Origin of the sequence: Cysteiniphilum sp. JM-1 (assembly GCF_008711525.1) — a bacterium.
GTDB lineage: Bacteria > Pseudomonadota > Gammaproteobacteria > Francisellales > Francisellaceae > Caedibacter.
The window spans coordinates 25,895-43,193 of sequence record NZ_VXKS01000022.1 but is presented as its reverse complement, the minus strand read 5'-3'; the positions used below and the strand labels follow the sequence as shown (position 1 = coordinate 43,193).

Genomic DNA, 17,299 nt, shown 5'->3' with positions numbered 1-17,299 from the left:
GCGTATTCGCACATTATTATCGACTGCTCGCAAACAGGGTTGGAAGGTTATTGATACCATTGCGGATGTCTTTAATGGCAAAATCCCACAGTTCAATTAACAAGCTGCTGGGTAGTTACTGCAAATGAAAATATCAAATCTGGAAAAATTTCCAAAAATTACTGTTTATCAAAATCTAACCTGCTGGGTAGTTACAAATTTCCTTTAAACTATTCGTCAGCTGTTTGAGGTGCTTTTTCATGTTGTGCAAATCAAGAAAAAATAACGCTTCAAGCAGCAATTTGCAAATTTTTCTTCGTGTACAGAGACAGTCACGAATCAAAATACTCCAAAATATTATGAAAAAGGATCAATAAGGGAATTGATCAACTTTGTCTCCTATTGTGACAGCATAAGCTGACCATCCCCATACAAGCCTAAGGGTGTGTCTATCCAATCAGCGGATGGTAGATGAGATATCGATAAACCTTTACCACTTGTGTTAGGCAATAGTTTGATGAAATTGTACTGTGTACCGTCAACTTTATATAGTTCACTTATAGTATCGTCTTGATTAGTCGTATCTTGCGCCATGTATAGATAATTACCACTTTGAAGTAATTGGTATACATAACCTGCTGGTAGGCCTGTTATAACTTTTGACCATGTTAATAGAGCCTTTAATTCAAGGTAACTTCGATATCAGTTTTACCCGATATCGCTCCTGGGTCAGGTAGTGGTAGTGAGGAGTATCCCTGAGGCTGAAACTTTACGTCGATAGGTATTCTTTGTGCATCATGTGCTCCAGTGGTGAAATGCAACGTAGAGGAATACGATTTCCCAATAATCATCTGTTCATTTTTGTAATATAAGCCCCACCCCCAGGAATAAGAGTTGGTCTTAGCACAGTTACTTCTGTCTTGACCCTTGCAGGCGTACACTACATTATAATTGCTTATTTGGTTTGAGTTTACTATCGAAAAGCTCACCGTCACTGAAGTGTCGTTATAAATTTTTTCAGGAGTAACTACTAGATAGGCAGAACCTTGAGGAATTGAACTGTTCCCCTGCAGTTGGCTTAAGTAGTATTTGGCAGGCGGTGGTGAGATGGCACTAATACTATAACTAGCTTTTGCGGCTACTATATTGATGCGAATAACACTGCTTGTGAAGGTTTCAGCGCCTCCCAGATCCCCCCCTTGCAGGTCGTTATATCGGGCAAAGAAGGATATGACCGGGGTTATTGTAGCAGTAGTAGTCGGTTGTATTGGCGAGTCTGCTTTTATATAGAGTTCATATTGACCCGTTAGCTGGGTTTGCTTAAGCGAAACACCAATTCCACCCCCACAATACTTAACTTGATTATCACATGAATAATTGTAAAAGCCCGTACCCATTATACCCACTTCAGTTAGCGGCGGCACCTCTGCGCCATAACTGACATACTCTCCGGTCTGGAGGTTATAGGCAGAGCTGTTGTTTAGGGGCTTATTATCATATAGTAACTGGTATAGTTTACGACCATCAATAGAGAGGTTAGTATTGATGTTTGTGCTACTCCCAAACGCCACTGACTGTTTATTTGATGATCCCTTCCCGTCATAAGTGTAGACATAATTACTACTGTTCCCACCGGCGTAGGAGGTGGTGTTCATTACAGTCTTGAATGAAAATGGTGTAGATGGACGGAGCTGTACTGTGATACTCGTCCCAGTAACTTTACAGGTTATATACCCATTAGTTTGATCAATTCCACAACTACCACCGGAGGCTGAGACAGAACCAGTAAGCAACAGTAAAGCATCCCGCCATGAGTTGACATCACCGCTACCATAAGACCAGCTATTATTCCCTGAATATAAGAGAGTCCCTATACCATATTGACCAACATAAGTGTAATTATTAGTAATTTTAAGGGCGCTTATATTGACAGAGTTAGCATGAAGTGGTTGCACAGTCACTAGCATTAGCATAAGACAACAACCAGTGAAATAACTCAAAAACTTGTAAACAGAGTAAACTGTTAGGATATTACTATATATAACGTTGCAATTATTCAGGGGAAATATTTCTATCCTTAACCTCTTAAATCTATACACAACCGACCCTTGGCAGGGTTTATTCTTAGCGAGTCGTAATTTTAGTTTTCCCAACATAACACATACCTCTTTAATAATATAAGTTAATTTCTGCTTTAATGAATTATTTTAACTGCTGTATAACTTGGCCAGTTTTAAAATTGCTAGTTGACTCCTTTGCCTTGGAAGAAACTAACTTAATATTAACCTTCCTTGTTATACCATTGTCATTTATGTAATTCATAACAATTGGAGTTTGCAACTTGATTGAAGCATTTGCTTGAATGTACGTGATTGTAAAAGGTAGAAAGATCACTGGCCGATTAACAATATCCTGCTTGTTTGATTGCATACCAACACTAGTTATGACATAAGGTGAGCGATTGCTAATTAAAAAACCATGTTTAGTGCTTTGCATGGATATTTTATCAAAAATTGCTGCTGTGGATAATTGTGCTATTCCTTTTGGTCGATAAATTAATTTAATTCGCGCACGCAAAACAAGCTGCAAAGCCACACTAGTAGTAGGATTTTTAGTGGGGATAAGCTTATTGATATCTAATTTTGGTGGCGCCTCTTGAAATACTAGATAGAACAAGCTTTCTTTGTCTTGTGGCAACTTGGTATCTGGCAGCTGAATAATTCTTAAGCTAGTTGTTTCTTTTGGCGCTACCGTAGTGAACTTAGGCGATACCATAAACATATGGTCTGTTGAGTTCGTTAATGACTGACTTGGAGCTTTGGTATTAGCTGTTTCTGTCCATGTTTCTAAGCCATAGTAGTTGTTTTTATCACTATTATTAGCCTCCACTGTCGTAAACTCACTTCCACCATGATAGATGACACGTGTAACGGTTGGAAAAACATGCGCATTTGCCATTGAAACACCCAAGGTCGATAATAACATTACTTTGCCTATAAACCCTGAACATTGTTTTGTTAGCATATCTTAGCTCCTAGTTTAGAAATCACCCATCATTAATGCTTGTAATACCCAATCACTTGGTCACTCTTAGGTTGATTTTGTTTATTAAAAAGCGCTTTTGGCTTTAATTGTAGTATAACTTGTGCAAAACCGAAACCACCATAATCATTGATATATTCTAGATATAAAGTTTTAGCCATAGCCTTTATAAAGGGCTTCTTTAGTTTTATGTATGTTTGTGTGAAGGGGAGAAATATTGGTGCATGCTTTATATAGCTTTTACCTTCTAAATCTTTATGGTAATTATTAAGTTGTTGCTGGGTTGGTTTAAATGTATATAAGTTAAGTGCATTCAGTACATAGGGTGACTGATTGTCAACAATAGCCTCATTTTTATAAACTTTAATTTCAAGCTTTCCTTTGAAATTGGCTTCTTCAATAGGCGGAATTGAAGCAGGTCGATACATCATTTTGATTTGTGAATGCACAGCAATATTAATCCCCCCTGCCGTACTTGATTTGTTAGTTTTATCGAGCAATTGATTGAGCGTTTGTTGCGGTGGGGCTTCTTGGAACTCCAAATAAAACAATGTTTCTCTATCTTGCGGTAATGTGGTTATCGGAAGTTTTACAATATGCAGAGTCATAATTTTATTGTTAGCAGGAACTACTGAAAACTTTGGGGATACAATAAATGCATGATCTTTTGATTGAGGCTTAGTTTGCAATGGAAATTTTGGGTTAATTTCAGAAACCCAACTCTCTAAGCCATAAGCATTTTGCGGATCATTATTATGAACCTCAACGCTTGTAAAACGATTATTACCATTAAAAATAACTCTCGTAGCAACAGGAGTAACATGAGCATAACTAACTCCTAACAGGGAGGATACTAAAATTCCAAATAAATATTTATTAAATTTAATCATTTTTTCCACCTTTTTGATATCTTTACTTAAACTCTAAGCACTAGTCTCATTTAACACAATACTCGCAGAGGCATCACCAGTTTTTGCATTTGCTATGTTGCTATCATATACAAGTTGAGCAGTTAGCGGGAAGCTATACTTATCACCTGACACTGGTGAAATATTATCAATGCTTGTTGTAGTCCCTGATTGCATATTCAAAGGAGAGCCACTTGCATCACTCTTGTTATAAAGCTGAACACCTATGCCACTGTCAGTTCCATTAATAGTTAGTGGTAGGATGGTATTGCCCTCCAATGCTTGGCTTTCACTGCTAAAGCTAAGTTTTAGTTTACCTGTAGGGTCAGATGAGCAGTCGAGTGTAATTGATTTTGAAATAGGAGATACTGAACTTACTGGATACCCATCTTGAGTCGTCTTAGCGTTAGCAAGAGTAAAAGCTCCAAACCCATAGGATAATGATGTGCTCGAACCATCGACTTGACACAATTCGGCTTGAATAGTAGCTGTAAAATTCAGCTGAACTGCATCTTGATCTGCAGCATCAGCAAATGATAATAAACTACAATAAAACATAACTCCTAACCCTAAATATTTTAATGTGGAAATTGCCATTTCTTTATTCTCCTAGTGTAAGTTATTTTAATAACGTTAACTGTTGTGGTAATTTTGCTGGCAGTGTTTTGCTCTGCAGCAATTTGTTATTTTTTGTAATCATGATCTTATCAAAAGGTCTTGCGGTAGGAAGATAATATAGCTGACCATAAACATGCTCAGCCATGCTATTACTCGTGATATCCTTTACCAAAACTGTTGTTTTATATTTACTATCTAGCAAAATAAATAATGGTTGACCTACTTTACTTTTGAATTTTTTGTACAAAATAGCACCTTCCACCGGAACAGCATAGGCTTGGTAGTCTAATAAGACGCCATTTTGACGCTGTGTGTCTTTAAGTATGATATTGTTATAGCTATAAGGCATAAGATCACTAGATATACCATAACCATTGCTATCAGTTGTTTGATTATAACCCGTTGAGACGCCAGCAACACCTTCTGTATCAATGACAGCAAAAGTATTATCAAGATCACGTGATAAAATCACACCGGTTTCAGGTGTGTATACAATCGCGCCAATCATCGATCCACTTAAACTATAATCACCCTTATTTTGGAGACTTGCATTAGCATTAAAGTAGGCATTATTAGTATCGATACCAATATTGCCATTAATGCTTGAGTTAGCGATCGCATCATGTACTGATTGTTGATGCAACTGATCTGCTGTGGTAACCCCCAAGCCTGCATTATATTTTCCTGAACTACTGTTATAGTTATACCGCAGATTATTTTGAATATTATTATCAGTTTGATCATAACCTAATGTATTGCTGAAACTATGGTTACCCAAATTAAAATTAAAAGTTAAAGAAATACTGCGATCGATCTGCTGTGACAAGTCATTTTCAAGATCATTAGACTGTTGATAGTTTAGGCTCATGTTAAAATACTGATTCACATAATAACTTAATGTACCATTTTCTGTCACACTACTAGTGCCATCCCAATTTGATTTATAATCAGCAGCTAAGTTAATGTTAAACTGATTACCTAAGGATTGGTTTATGCTTAATTGTACTTGGTTTTTAACGTGATGATATAAATTGATATCTGAAGAGTCTTGCGCATCTCCCAAACTCGTGTAGCCCTTAGACTCATATAAATAACCGACGACATTAAAGGATGTGCCGATATAGTCAAGTGACTTATAATAGGTTATTTGAGCATCAAACCCTCTAGAATCACCCATATTATACTTAGCATCTGAGTGAAATATCGAGTAGCCTGACTCTAAGCTCACCCCTCCAAACTCACCAAGATTAAGTGTGGTGCCTAACCCTTGTGAAATATAGTTTTTATTTAAAAAAGCGCCTACATATGGTGTTAGAAAATTATTTAATCCATAACGCAATTCACCTTCCAAAAATAAAGGGGATAAACTGTAATGGTTTTCAAGATACCCTGCGTTTAGCGCATATTCATAAACGCCAGGGAATAATGCTTCATTAACGATTTGATAAGGTAGCGTATATTTTGTTTTTTTACCACTTGTTGTAGTAATAACTTCTGTAATATCTCCCTGAGCAGATGAAGCATTATAGTTACTGATTTCATAAGGACCTGGGTTTAACTGAGTTTTATAAATTAATTTTCCCTGCTGATATAATTCAAGCGTAATGGGTTCTTGTGCAACACCCTGAACTACTGGCTTAAAACTTTGCTGATCCTGTGGTAACATTTGCAGCTCATTATTAAGTGTCAAGCCATAAAAGCTACCACCGCCGAATAATGCGCTATTTATTGAATTATACCCAATCATTAATCTACTTTTAATTGAAGGTAAAATAGTGGTTGCATAGGTATAGGAAAAATTTTGGTTCGTCATTACTTTACTCGTTTGACTACCTGAACCATTTGAGCTAGAAACGCCTGCATTCCAATTTGTATAAAACTGCCAATCACCAAGGTTATATTTGGCAAAAATTGAGGTAAAAAAGCTGTTATTTATTGTATGAGTTGTATAACTGCTAGCACCATTTATATTATAGTGTATTGCACCGCCATTTATGCCAAACTGCCATTGTGACGCAGGTGCCACATCTCCTGGTCTAATTGTATAAAGATAAGCTTGTGGGACACTGATATCAACACTTTGATTACTCGCGTCATAATGGTATTTAACATATTTAAGATTATCCTGACCAATTTTATAGCCTTGCACCTTTAAAGCATTCAAAAAGCTTTTTTTTGCATGAAATTTATTAATAACATTTTCTGTTAACTGCAAAAGAAAGCCATGTTTTCTATTATTAATTACTTGAACAGAGTACACTCCCAAATATCTTCCATTTAACTTCAGCGTCAATACATGTAAGCCGGGTGATAATTTGCCAGATAACATATTGGCATCAGTTGAATTGAAATCATTAAAAAATGAGGTATCGAACTTAGGAGCCGCTCCTCCAAACATCGGCACTAATGCAGCTGCATAGACAATATATAGTATTTTCTTTTGCATTAAACACACCCCATTAATAAAAATTGATAAGCATACAAGTCATACTAAATCAACAAAAATCATTACTAAAGATAAGAACTTAGACTTCAAAGTAAGTATCTACCTGCGTGAATTTAATGATTTGTCGAGCGAGAATAGTTATGTAGAGATCTAAGCAGTTTGAACTGTGAATGTAACCGGTGCAGAAACATTCTTACCTGTCGCAGGCGAGCTATTTAAAGCAATCATTTCAGCAGTATATTTCAAATTAACACCAGTCACAGTGCCAGAAGCACCTGTTATTGGGGTATAACTCAACGGATATGTTGCTGTATTTGTTATAGCTCCTTTTCCATCTTTGCCAAAAATCTCAAATGCTAGACCAGTATTATCACTTGTCCCAGTGTTCATAATATAAGGCTGACCTGAAACTGCTGGAGCATAGCTAAATGTTGTTGTTACCTTTGATGGATCTGTTAAAGCACTTCCACAATTTGTTAAAGAAATATCAAGTGCTTTAGAGTCATTATTAATAGCTTCTCCCACCGTATAAGTTTGGCCAGTTGGAACCGTCTCATTAAAAAGTAATTTAGCAGATGTAGACCCACCATTATTGACGTTTATCTGACAAGCTGAAGCTGTAATACTGCCAGAAAATTGTAGTTGGTTTTGCGCCCCTCCCAAATCACTACTTGCCGCAAAAGAGGCAGCTGACATACCTGTTAACATTGCTAAAATAGTTAACTTTGTTATTGATTGAATTGCTGTTTTCTTCATTTTTACCCCCACTTGTGGATTCTATTATTGATATTTATACAGGCTTATCGTCAAACCAATTTGCATGACCGCATAAGACCTCGAAAAGCATAGTACAAAAGACAATCAAAATATTCTACATGTATCTATTTTTTACATTAAGCCATCGAAAAATTATTTTTCAGGCATAACTAATCTGAAAACTCCCCATTTTTTAAACTTCTCCTCGCTCAATAAAATTCAATATGGCTTTCAAGTCTGCTTGGCTTATCTGATGTTCCTCAATAAACTGATCTACGCGTAGTTTTGCAAGATATGTTTTCATTCCTTCCAAGATGTAATGCCGTGTTACGTCACCTGATTTAGAGCCGCCAAGCTGTGCAATTAATACAACAAAGTCATCATAAACTTCACCTTGACCAATCTCATATAAATAAGATGCAACAAAGAAACCAATAGCAGTAATGGCTTTAATCCCCTCAAAGTCTTTAAGCCTAAACTCTTCCCAGCCTAGCTTCACCTTTGATAAATTTAAACACACCCTCAATACGCGAGCGCTTTAAATAGCAATCATATACGTTGTAAACGTCATATTGATTCACAAGTTGTTTATTCGTGATTAAAAGCATCGGTTCGTCAAAAGCTTCTTTGCCCTTGCGATCAAGCAGCGTCATTAAAACAACATGATACTGCCCAATCTTCTGACATTTAGCCTTGATAACGCAATCCTGAAAACAGCGTCCACTGATGTATAGCTTTTGAATACAGTGGGGAGTTTTCAGAACTAATACAACTTTGAGAAAATATAAACTTAAGTTACTCACTTGCGTAGCGACACAGTAGGAGATAAACAGCAGTAAAAACCGATAACCAAAATCAAAATTTTGATACTTATCGTCTTATAAAAAGCTAACTATACAATGGCGTAATAGATTGTTAATCACTCAACTAATAAAGAGCGTGAGTAACAAAACAAACTCATGTCATACTTTGTTTATAGGGGGAGTACTGAAAGCTTGTTAATCAAGCTTTCAGACGCTCTAATGCTATACTTGGGGAAGTATATATGCAAAAATTTCTATTACTATTGGCTATCGCTAGTATCACGCATCAAAGTCATGTGTTTGATGGTTTATACTATCAACCAACGGTTGCTTTATCCATCTCCCCTGTCAATCAAAAATTATCGAAATACCAACCTAATTATGGCAAAAGCCTCGCGGGTTTAAATTTTTCGTCTCTCATAGGCGCCATTTCCATACCATACTAAGAAAGAAATATGCCCTCTAGTAATCAATACGGAAATAGTTTTGAAGCAGCCATGCTTTTACGATATCAAAGCCCTGCAAAAAAAGTTTTGTTAGAGTTTCACGCACAACAATTATCCTACTCTGAGATTTCAAAAATCACCGGTTTTGCCGTCACTACGATACGTAAGTGGGCACGAAAATATAATATTTCATTTCCTCGTGAACGCAGCTCACCTCAACCAGCGACTGCCTTTCAAGAAGCGTTTAATTCAAACAAACTTAATTGCCATAATATTTTAAGTCGCCGCTGGGGTTAACAGATTAATCATAAATCTGAAATTTATCACGCTATAGGCGTATTATTGTGGTTATCAACCATGTCATATGATACCCTTAGCCAAATTTTTTTTGGCAACTTATTTTGCTGTATGACAAACCACTGGAATACGAAAGAAACGATTACACTACCTGCCGAGCTTAAGCACTGGCTATTTGATGTCAAACGATTGGGTGTCACTTTGGCGCAGTCCATCCCTAATATTGGCTTAAAGTGCATCAATGAATATCATGCGCCGATGGATGATGATGAAGCTGAGCTTTTGAACTTAAATGAGCGCGCAAGTCGTATTCGCTTGATTAAACACCATCACCAAGATAACACTTATGTGTTTGGGCGGACGATTATCCCACAAAGCACATATAAACGTTATCAAGATTGTTTTGACTCATTAGGTAACAACTCCATTGGTGAACACTTTTTATTTAAAAACACGCATATCACACGTAGTGAATTCTATGTCAAACACTGCCCATTTGATCTCTTAAAGCACAAACTTAACTTAAATGACACCTTTCCCACCAATCCATTATGGGTACGCGCATCCATTTTTACACTGGATGCTGAGCATCAATTGTTAATTGAAGAGTTTTTTGTGCATATACCACCTGTTTAAAATTAAGCAATACCCATCGTAAATCATTTTGCGGTGTTTACTTGTAAAGTAGTTTGTGAAGATTTTGGCAAGTCGGATTGCAGGTAATAGCTAGGACTATTATCAAAATTCAACTTGCCAAAAGCACGCAAAATACAAAGCAAAAAATTCTGTAAAATGGTTTATGATGGGTATAAAACAAGTATACTTAACCTCTTACTATAAATAATACTAATACCACTATATATGAAAGCTTATTTTTACTTGATGCGCCTGCATCGCCCAATTCCTATCTTAATCATTCTTTATCCCACTTTATGGGGGCTTTTTGCAGCAACCCCTGCGCTGCCTAGTTTGAAAGTTTTTATTATCTTTGTGCTTGGTGTGATTATCATGCGTACCGCTGGATGCATTTTTAACGACATTGCTGATCGCGATTTTGACGGTCAAGTCAAGCGCACTGCCACGCGCCCCATAGCAACCGGTGATATCACCGTTAAACAAGCTGTTTTCGTTGGTGTGTTATTACTTGTTATCGCTTTTATTCTCGTGTTACAGCTTAATCTTATGACTATTTTACTGTCACTCATTGCTGTGATATTGGCGCTTAGTTACCCGCTTTTTAAGCGCTTTTTTGCCGTCCCACAACTTGTCTTAGGCTTCGCCTTTAATTTTGGCATTATCATGGCTTATGCAGCCCAGATTAATCAAGTTCCTTTATCTGCTTGGATGCTCTATCTTGCCACCATTTTTTGGACAATCTCTTATGACACGATGTATGCGTTAGCTGATAAAGATTATGATCTAACACTTAACTTACACTCCTCTGCGATTACTTTTGGCAAACATAATCTATTGATCATGAGCATTTTCCAGATACTAACCATTATTTGTCTTGCAGTCTTTGGCATGCTACAACATTATAATACTGTCTTTTTCTTAGCCTTAGTCATCATTGCCGTGTTATTCTTCTATCAGCATAAGACGTGGCAAAAAGGTGGCATTGCCCAATGCATTAAGGCATTTTCAGATAATCATTGGGTTGGTCTTGTTATTCTATTGGCAATTTTGATGCAGTAGCTATACTTTATACATTCAATGCACAAAAAGGATTTTACATGCGCTATTTAAGCATTCTACTTTTAGGATATGTTCAGTTTGGTTTTAGCTGTACTGATATTTTTATCAATAAAACCCCTTTTCATATCACAGCCCGCACACTTGATTTTCCATTAAAGCTATATACTCAAAGCTTTGAAACTTATAGTTGGTATCAAAAGATATTTCAAACAGATATTAATCTCACCCACATCACTTCTCGTGCTTTTAGCTTTTATACTGGATATCTTGATGTTGAGAATACAACTAATCTCATTGCCAATCGCGATAAAGTCCCCGAAGATAACCTTGCTCATTGGCAAAACAAATATGGTTTTTTCGGACGCTTAGGTTTTATTGGTTATACCTTAACCGATGGCATAAATACACAAGGCGTAAGTATCGCAGCGCTTTATTTACCAGGCAGCGTTTACCCCAAATACAATCCTCATGACCCGCGTCCAGCACTTGGAATTTATGATTTATCCAATTTTATCTTAGGCATGGCAAATTCAACTCAAGATGCATTAAAGCTTATTATGCAATATCAACTTGTCGAATCAGCCATGTATGCCACCAGTGGCTTATACATCAAGGATATACCGTTACATATTGTCATTCGTGATAAAACAGGACACAGTGCCGTCATTGAGTTTATCGATGGCAAAACCGTTATTTATGACCATGCCACGAATGTACTCACCAATGCGCCTGATTATGAATGGCAGATTAAAAACCTGACACACTATAAAACGTTAAGTGATAAAGATGCCAAAGCAAGTCTGCCGTTTGCTCATTTTATCCCTGACTATAAAACGGTAATTAAATATGCACAACCTGAGGATGCTGGTCTTCTTGGCATGCCTGGAGATTACACATCCGTCTCACGCTTTGTACGTGCCAGCATTTTGACACGTGAATCGCCAACGCCACAAAACACGAATCAAGCACTTTACCAAGCCAAGACAATTCTCTCAAGTGTGACCGTACCCTACTATGAGGCAACGGCAACCTTATGGCAATCAATTAAAGATCTTGATAATAAACGTATCTACTATCGTGATTTACTGTATTACGATCGTGATCGCATAAAACAAAACACCTTAAACAATGGTTTTGTTGAGTATGATCTAACAAAGATGGATTTTACGGCACATACACCAGAGCAATTAAATTCAGGACTAAAGATCACCCCCGAGGATCAGATTTCAGGGGTATTATCCATTAATGATATTCCAGGATTAAATGATGCCAAAAACTTAGGATTTAACTAAAGCGCTAATGCCAACTCAGTTGCCTCTTTAATCGCGCGTTTCGCATCAACCTCTGCAGCAATATGCGCACCTCCAATGATATGCACATTTTTAATGCCTTGATCTATTAAGCTATTGTATAACGATCTCTCGGATTCTTGTCCGGCACAAATCACCACCTGATCAACCTCAAGTAGCTTCTTCTCACCTTTAAGTGTGATATGCAACCCAGCATCATCAATTTTGTCATAGCTCACGCCACTTAACATCTTAACCTTTTGATGCTTCAAGGTGGTGCGATGAATCCAACCAGTTGTTTTACCTAGACGCTTGCCGAGTCTTTCATCTTTGCGTTGCAATAGATAAACTTCCGCTTCCGGCACAGGCTCATGCGCTTTGGTCAAACCACCGCGATGCGCCAACGTCACATCAATTCCCCATTCGTGATAATAGTCTTCCGTATTCTCACCAATTTTTTTACCGGCAAACACCAGAAAAACAGAGACATCAAAGCCAATGCCACCGGCACCAATAACTGCGACCTTTTTACCAGCTGCCACTTCACCATTTAACAGCTGCATATAATCAACAACCATCGGATGATCAATCCCATCGATCTTAGGAATCCGAGGCATAACACCTGACGCAATCACAATCTCATCATAGTTTAGTGATTTTAAATCCTCTATATTGACCTTGGTATTAAGCTTAACATTGACCTCATTCGCATTTAACTGATACTCAAAATAACGCAACGCTTCAGAGAACTCCTCTTTACCCGGCGTTTTTGCACTTAACTTAAACTGCCCTCCGATCTTATCAGATGCTTCATAGAGATCAACTTGATGCCCACGCTTGGCAAGCTCAATTGCCGCAGTGCAGCCAGCAGGTCCCGCACCAATCACAGCAATACTCTTTTTATCTGTGGCAGGTTTTGATTGCATGACACTTTCATTACAGGCATAAGGATTGACCAAGCAAGAAGCTTGTTTGCCAACAAAGACATGATCTAAACAGGCCTGATTACACGCGATACAGGTATTAATCGCTTGGGATTGGTTATTTTGTGCTTTTTTGACAAAATCAGGGTCAGCCAATAATGGACGCGCCATCGAAATAAGATCTGCCTTTTGTTTTTGTAAAATATCCTCAGCCACCTCAGGTGTGTTAATACGGTTAACGCAAACGATAGGGATATTAACATGCTTACGGATTTCCTCGGTAATCGGTACAAAAGCCGCACGTGGCACTTGCGTGCTAATCGTTGGGATACGCGCTTCATGCCAACCAATGCCTGAGTTAATAATCGTGACACCCGCCTTTTCTAACGCTTTAGCTAAAGTGACGACCTCATCAAAACTGCTACCCTTTTCAACCAGATCAAGCATCGACAAACGAAACATAATAATAAAGTCTTCACCGACTTTCTGTCGCGTTGCTTTGATGATTTCAAGCGGCAAGCGCATCCTATTTTCAAAGCTGCCACCCCATTTATCTTGGCGTTTATTGGTATGCTCAACGAGAAATTGATTAATTAAATACCCCTCAGACCCCATGATCTCAACACCATCATAACCTGCCTCTTTGGCAAGTTTAGCCGCACGTGCGAAGTGTTTAATCGTGCGTTTAATACCACAATTACTTAATGCTCTGGGTTTAAATTTATTCATCGGCGCTTTAAGCTTTGAAGCACTGACACACAAAGGATGATATCCATAGCGTCCAGCGTGTAAAATCTGCATCAGAATTTTGCCATCTGCTTTGTGAACCGCCTCAGTCACTAAGCGATGTTTTCTAACTTCCTTTTGATTGGTCAGCTTAATAGCAAAAGGGTAAAGCCACCCTGAGATATTAGGTGCCACTCCTCCTGTGACAATTAAACCAACACCACCCTCAGCACGCTTTTGGTAAAAATAAGCCAAACGCTCAAACCCACCTTTTTGCTCCTCAAGACCGGTATGCATCGACCCCATTACCACGCGATTTTTTAACTTCGTAAAGCCCAGATCCAAAGGCTCTGATAATAATGGGTAAGGATTTTTTTGATCCGTCATAATAATTAAACTCCTATTTATGTTTCTCCCTGCAATCAATAGATAAATTATTGATGATTAATACCTAAAGCAAACCAATAGCTGGCAAATGCCTCCTCAACAATATCAGCTATTAATTGTAAAAAAGGCGCATAATGCTGATTCACATGAGCATCATCTAATGCATTATAATATTCCAAGCGCTTACTGACAGGTAATACTGCAGGTGGGTAACCATGTTGCATTAAAACTAAGTTCATCAATAGTCTACTGGTACGCCCATTACCATCAACAAAAGGGTATATTTTCACAAACTCACTATGCAAACGAGCTGCTTTTTCTATCGGATGCATGTTGTGCCATGAAGCATAATCACTTATTAATGAAGACATTAACTCATCCAAATGGATATACTCAGGTGGCACATGAGTTGCACCGACAATTTGTACGTTTACTTGTCGATATCTTCCTGCATTATCATCATCAATTTGCTTTAAAATTAATTGATGCAAAGACTTAATAACCCACGCATTAATTGGCGTATTCTCATTAACCAAAGTTTCAATATATAGAATAGCTTCTTTATGATTGATTGCCTCAAAGTGCTCTCTTAACGTTTTACCCCCAACGGTAATCCCTTCAAGTGCGACTTTTGTTTCCTTAAGTGTCAGCGTATTTCCTTCAATCGCATTAGAGTGATACGTCCAGTTTAGAATAAGGTTTTCATGTAAATTATGAACAACCTCTTTAGGCAAAGGACGGTATGCATCAAGCTTTTGCTTCATTAAAGTATATTTGCTAAAGTCCATCGTTAATCTCTGTGATACTTAGCTTTAACATACTGATCAACAATCACCATAAACTCTTTAGCAATATGCTCACCTCTTAATGTATGCTTTTTCTGTCCGTCAACAAACACGGGAGCAACAGGTGCCTCACCTGTGCCTGGCAGGCTAATACCGATATTGGCATGCTTACTCTCGCCAGGACCATTCACTACACATCCCATTACCGCAACTTTCATGTTTTCAACACCGATATATTGATGTTTCCACTCACGCATTTGCTCACTAAGATAGTTTTGAATATCATTGGCAAGCTCACGGAAAAAACTGCTGGTTGTCCGCCCGCATCCAGGGCATGAGGAAACCGTTGGCGTGAACGCTCTTAAGCCCATCGTTTGCAATATTTCGCGACAGACTTTTACCTCATTGGTGCGTGGCGCACCTGGCTCTGGTGTTAAGGATACACGAATCGTATCACCTATGCCTTGTTGTAATAAATAGCCAAGACTTACACTGCTAGCAACAATGCCTTTAATCCCCATCCCTGCTTCAGTTAATCCTAAATGCAAAGGATACGGGCATTCACGTGCGAGCTTTTGGTAAACTTCAATCAAATCCTGAACATCACTGACCTTGCATGATACGATGATTTTATCAGCCTTAAGCCCCAGACGCTCAGCATATTCTGCACTTGATAATGCTGACTCAATCAGCGCTTTGTGCATAATCTCACGCGCGGATAACGGTACCGTCAGCTGACTATTCTCATCCATTAGCTTTGCCAGTAGCGCTTGATCTAAGCTACCCCAATTGACACCAATACGCACTGGTTTATCATATTCAATCGCCTTTTGCACAATCTCAGCAAACTGTGTATCTTTCTTGCGACCAAAGCCAACATTGCCTGGATTAATACGATATTTATCCAGTGCTTTAGCACATTCTGGAACGTCTGCTAATAATCTGTGACCATTGTAGTGAAAGTCGCCAACTAAAGGCACATCACAGTCCTTTTGTAATAAGCGCTTTTTGATCTCAGGGACGGCTTTAGCTGCTTCTTCATCATTCACCGTAATGCGCACAAGCTCGCTACCCGCGCGATGAAGTGCTAAAATTTGTGACACTGTTTTTTCAATATCGGCAGTCGCTGTATCCGTCATCGATTGCACGACAACTGGAGCACCACCACCAATTGTGATATTCCCTACTTTTACCGCAATAGACTTATGCATAGTGTGGCTATAGTCCTAATTTATGTTCGATTAATTTCTCAAGTTTTACTGTATCAATGGCAAACTTACGAATACCTTCGGCTAATTTCTCCGTTGCCATTGGGCTTTCATTCATTGCCCATCTAAAATCACCTTCTGTTAATTTACGATCTGGTTGATTGGTTTTCTCAATCTCAACTAACTGTCTACTTAACGTATTATCATCCTGCTGTAACTGCTGTAATAAGTTTGGTGCAATCGTTAATGCATCACATCCTGCTAAGGCTTCGACCTGTCCCACATGGCGGAAACTCGCCCCCATCACAATCGTTTGATAACCATAACGCTTGTAATGCTGATAAATTTCTTTAACCGACAACACACCGTTATCTTCACTGACATCAGGGAAGCTTGTTGCACCTTGCTCTTTCATATACCAGTCAGTAATGCGCCCAACAAAAGGTGAAATCAAAAAGACTTTAGCCTGAGCACAGGCGATGGCTTGGGCAATACTAAACATCAAAGTTAAATTACAGTTCACCCCCTCTTTTTCAAGCACTTCAGCAGCTTTAATCCCTTCCCAAGTTGATGCAATCTTGATAAGCACACGCGACTTATCAACACCGGCTTCTTGGTATTTATGGATTAATCGACGCGCGTAATCAATGGTCGCCTCTGTATCAAACGATAAGCGGGCATCAACTTCGGTGGAAACACGTCCAGGAATCACCTTTAAAATCTCAACACCGAAACTTACTGCCATATCAAGCATTGCCTCATCAACGCGTGATTTACCACTTAAGTGTGCACTTTTTGATAACGCTTGATCAATCACATAATTGTATGCAGGCATTTTAGCCGCATTTAATAACAGGCTTGGGTTAGTTGTGGCATCAACGGGTTGATAGGCTTCGATTTGCGCGAAATCACCGGTATCGGCAACCACTTTGGTCATTTGTTTTAATTGTTCTAATTTATTCATCTTAATTTTCCATTTTCATTTTTTTAT

Annotated in this window: 15 protein-coding genes; 4 read left to right on the top strand and 11 right to left on the bottom strand. The window is 38.3% G+C overall.

Annotated features, from left to right (window positions below):
* Positions 1-659 precede the first annotated feature (659 nt).
* The 7 genes from F3D68_RS09435 to F3D68_RS09405 all read right to left on the bottom strand — a co-directional run bounded on the left by F3D68_RS09435 (position 660) and on the right by F3D68_RS09405 (position 8,248).
* Positions 660-1,934 carry a hypothetical protein gene (locus F3D68_RS09435; protein ID WP_151194188.1) on the bottom strand — a complete coding sequence of 425 codons (1,275 nt, stop codon included), beginning with the start codon at positions 1,932-1,934 and terminating at the stop codon, positions 660-662.
* A 247-nt stretch (positions 1,935-2,181) separates the two neighbouring features.
* Positions 2,182-3,003 carry a molecular chaperone gene (locus F3D68_RS09430; RefSeq protein WP_151194187.1) on the bottom strand — a complete coding sequence of 274 codons (822 nt, stop codon included), beginning with the start codon at positions 3,001-3,003 and terminating at the stop codon, positions 2,182-2,184.
* Positions 3,004-3,035: 32 nt separating this feature from the next.
* On the bottom strand, positions 3,036-3,911 hold the full coding sequence (locus F3D68_RS09425) for a molecular chaperone (protein ID WP_151194186.1): 876 nt from the start codon (positions 3,909-3,911) through the stop codon (positions 3,036-3,038).
* Between the two features lie 33 nt (positions 3,912-3,944).
* Complete coding sequence (locus F3D68_RS09420; protein ID WP_151194185.1) at positions 3,945-4,526, bottom strand: fimbrial protein; 582 nt, start codon at positions 4,524-4,526, stop codon at positions 3,945-3,947.
* 22 nt (positions 4,527-4,548) lie between these two features.
* Positions 4,549-6,993, bottom strand: a complete 2,445-nt coding sequence (locus F3D68_RS09415) for a fimbria/pilus outer membrane usher protein (RefSeq protein ID WP_151194184.1) — start codon at positions 6,991-6,993, stop codon at positions 4,549-4,551.
* Positions 6,994-7,143: 150 nt separating this feature from the next.
* Positions 7,144-7,749 carry a fimbrial protein gene (locus tag F3D68_RS09410; protein ID WP_151194183.1) on the bottom strand — a complete coding sequence of 202 codons (606 nt, stop codon included), beginning with the start codon at positions 7,747-7,749 and terminating at the stop codon, positions 7,144-7,146.
* Between the two features lie 193 nt (positions 7,750-7,942).
* Complete coding sequence (locus F3D68_RS09405; RefSeq protein ID WP_151194182.1) at positions 7,943-8,248, bottom strand: hypothetical protein; 306 nt, start codon at positions 8,246-8,248, stop codon at positions 7,943-7,945.
* Positions 8,249-9,007: 759 nt separating this feature from the next.
* On the opposite strand from F3D68_RS09405, the gene F3D68_RS09400 reads away from it, so the two are divergent.
* From F3D68_RS09400 to F3D68_RS09385, 4 genes are all read left to right on the top strand, one after another.
* Positions 9,008-9,295, top strand: a complete 288-nt coding sequence (locus tag F3D68_RS09400) for a helix-turn-helix domain-containing protein (protein WP_151194181.1) — start codon at positions 9,008-9,010, stop codon at positions 9,293-9,295.
* A gap of 60 nt (positions 9,296-9,355) precedes the next feature.
* On the top strand, positions 9,356-9,931 hold the full coding sequence (locus tag F3D68_RS09395) for a chorismate--pyruvate lyase family protein (protein WP_151194180.1): 576 nt from the start codon (positions 9,356-9,358) through the stop codon (positions 9,929-9,931).
* Between the two features lie 225 nt (positions 9,932-10,156).
* On the top strand, positions 10,157-10,990 hold the full coding sequence (ubiA, locus tag F3D68_RS09390; RefSeq protein WP_151194179.1) for a 4-hydroxybenzoate octaprenyltransferase: 834 nt from the start codon (positions 10,157-10,159) through the stop codon (positions 10,988-10,990).
* A 38-nt stretch (positions 10,991-11,028) separates the two neighbouring features.
* Entirely contained in the window at positions 11,029-12,282 is a 1,254-nt protein-coding gene (locus F3D68_RS09385; protein ID WP_151194178.1) for a linear amide C-N hydrolase, read from the top strand.
* Here the strand turns inward: F3D68_RS09385 and F3D68_RS09380 are convergent.
* From F3D68_RS09380 to tal, 4 genes are read right to left on the bottom strand one after another with little or no spacing between them, the layout of a single operon-like run.
* Positions 12,279-14,315 (bottom strand): NADPH-dependent 2,4-dienoyl-CoA reductase, encoded by a 2,037-nt coding sequence (locus tag F3D68_RS09380; RefSeq protein ID WP_151194177.1) that lies wholly within the window; start codon positions 14,313-14,315, stop codon positions 12,279-12,281. The genes F3D68_RS09385 and F3D68_RS09380 overlap by 4 nt on opposite strands.
* A 47-nt stretch (positions 14,316-14,362) precedes the next feature.
* Positions 14,363-15,103: a Fic family protein gene (locus F3D68_RS09375; RefSeq protein WP_191092784.1), complete on the bottom strand. Its 741-nt coding sequence runs from the start codon at positions 15,101-15,103 to the stop codon at positions 14,363-14,365.
* Between the two features lie 2 nt (positions 15,104-15,105).
* Entirely contained in the window at positions 15,106-16,311 is a 1,206-nt protein-coding gene (gene ispG / locus F3D68_RS09370; RefSeq protein ID WP_151194176.1) for a flavodoxin-dependent (E)-4-hydroxy-3-methylbut-2-enyl-diphosphate synthase, read from the bottom strand.
* A 7-nt stretch (positions 16,312-16,318) separates the two neighbouring features.
* Positions 16,319-17,278 carry a transaldolase gene (gene tal, locus F3D68_RS09365; RefSeq protein WP_411955180.1) on the bottom strand — a complete coding sequence of 320 codons (960 nt, stop codon included), beginning with the start codon at positions 17,276-17,278 and terminating at the stop codon, positions 16,319-16,321.
* Positions 17,279-17,299: the final 21 nt, after the last annotated feature.

Coding starts and splice junctions, on each gene's coding strand:
- F3D68_RS09430 (WP_151194187.1), bottom strand. CDS start 3,003: ATGCTAACAAAACAATGTTCAGGGTTTATAGGCAAAGTAATGTTATTA.
- F3D68_RS09425 (WP_151194186.1), bottom strand. CDS start 3,911: ATGATTAAATTTAATAAATATTTATTTGGAATTTTAGTATCCTCCCTG.
- F3D68_RS09420 (WP_151194185.1), bottom strand. CDS start 4,526: ATGGCAATTTCCACATTAAAATATTTAGGGTTAGGAGTTATGTTTTAT.
- F3D68_RS09415 (WP_151194184.1), bottom strand. CDS start 6,993: ATGCAAAAGAAAATACTATATATTGTCTATGCAGCTGCATTAGTGCCG.
- F3D68_RS09410 (WP_151194183.1), bottom strand. CDS start 7,749: ATGAAGAAAACAGCAATTCAATCAATAACAAAGTTAACTATTTTAGCA.
- F3D68_RS09400 (WP_151194181.1), top strand. CDS start 9,008: ATGCCCTCTAGTAATCAATACGGAAATAGTTTTGAAGCAGCCATGCTT.
- F3D68_RS09395 (WP_151194180.1), top strand. CDS start 9,356: ATGTCATATGATACCCTTAGCCAAATTTTTTTTGGCAACTTATTTTGC.
- ubiA (WP_151194179.1), top strand. CDS start 10,157: ATGAAAGCTTATTTTTACTTGATGCGCCTGCATCGCCCAATTCCTATC.
- F3D68_RS09385 (WP_151194178.1), top strand. CDS start 11,029: ATGCGCTATTTAAGCATTCTACTTTTAGGATATGTTCAGTTTGGTTTT.
- F3D68_RS09380 (WP_151194177.1), bottom strand. CDS start 14,315: ATGACGGATCAAAAAAATCCTTACCCATTATTATCAGAGCCTTTGGAT.
- F3D68_RS09375 (WP_191092784.1), bottom strand. CDS start 15,103: ATGGACTTTAGCAAATATACTTTAATGAAGCAAAAGCTTGATGCATAC.
- ispG (WP_151194176.1), bottom strand. CDS start 16,311: ATGCATAAGTCTATTGCGGTAAAAGTAGGGAATATCACAATTGGTGGT.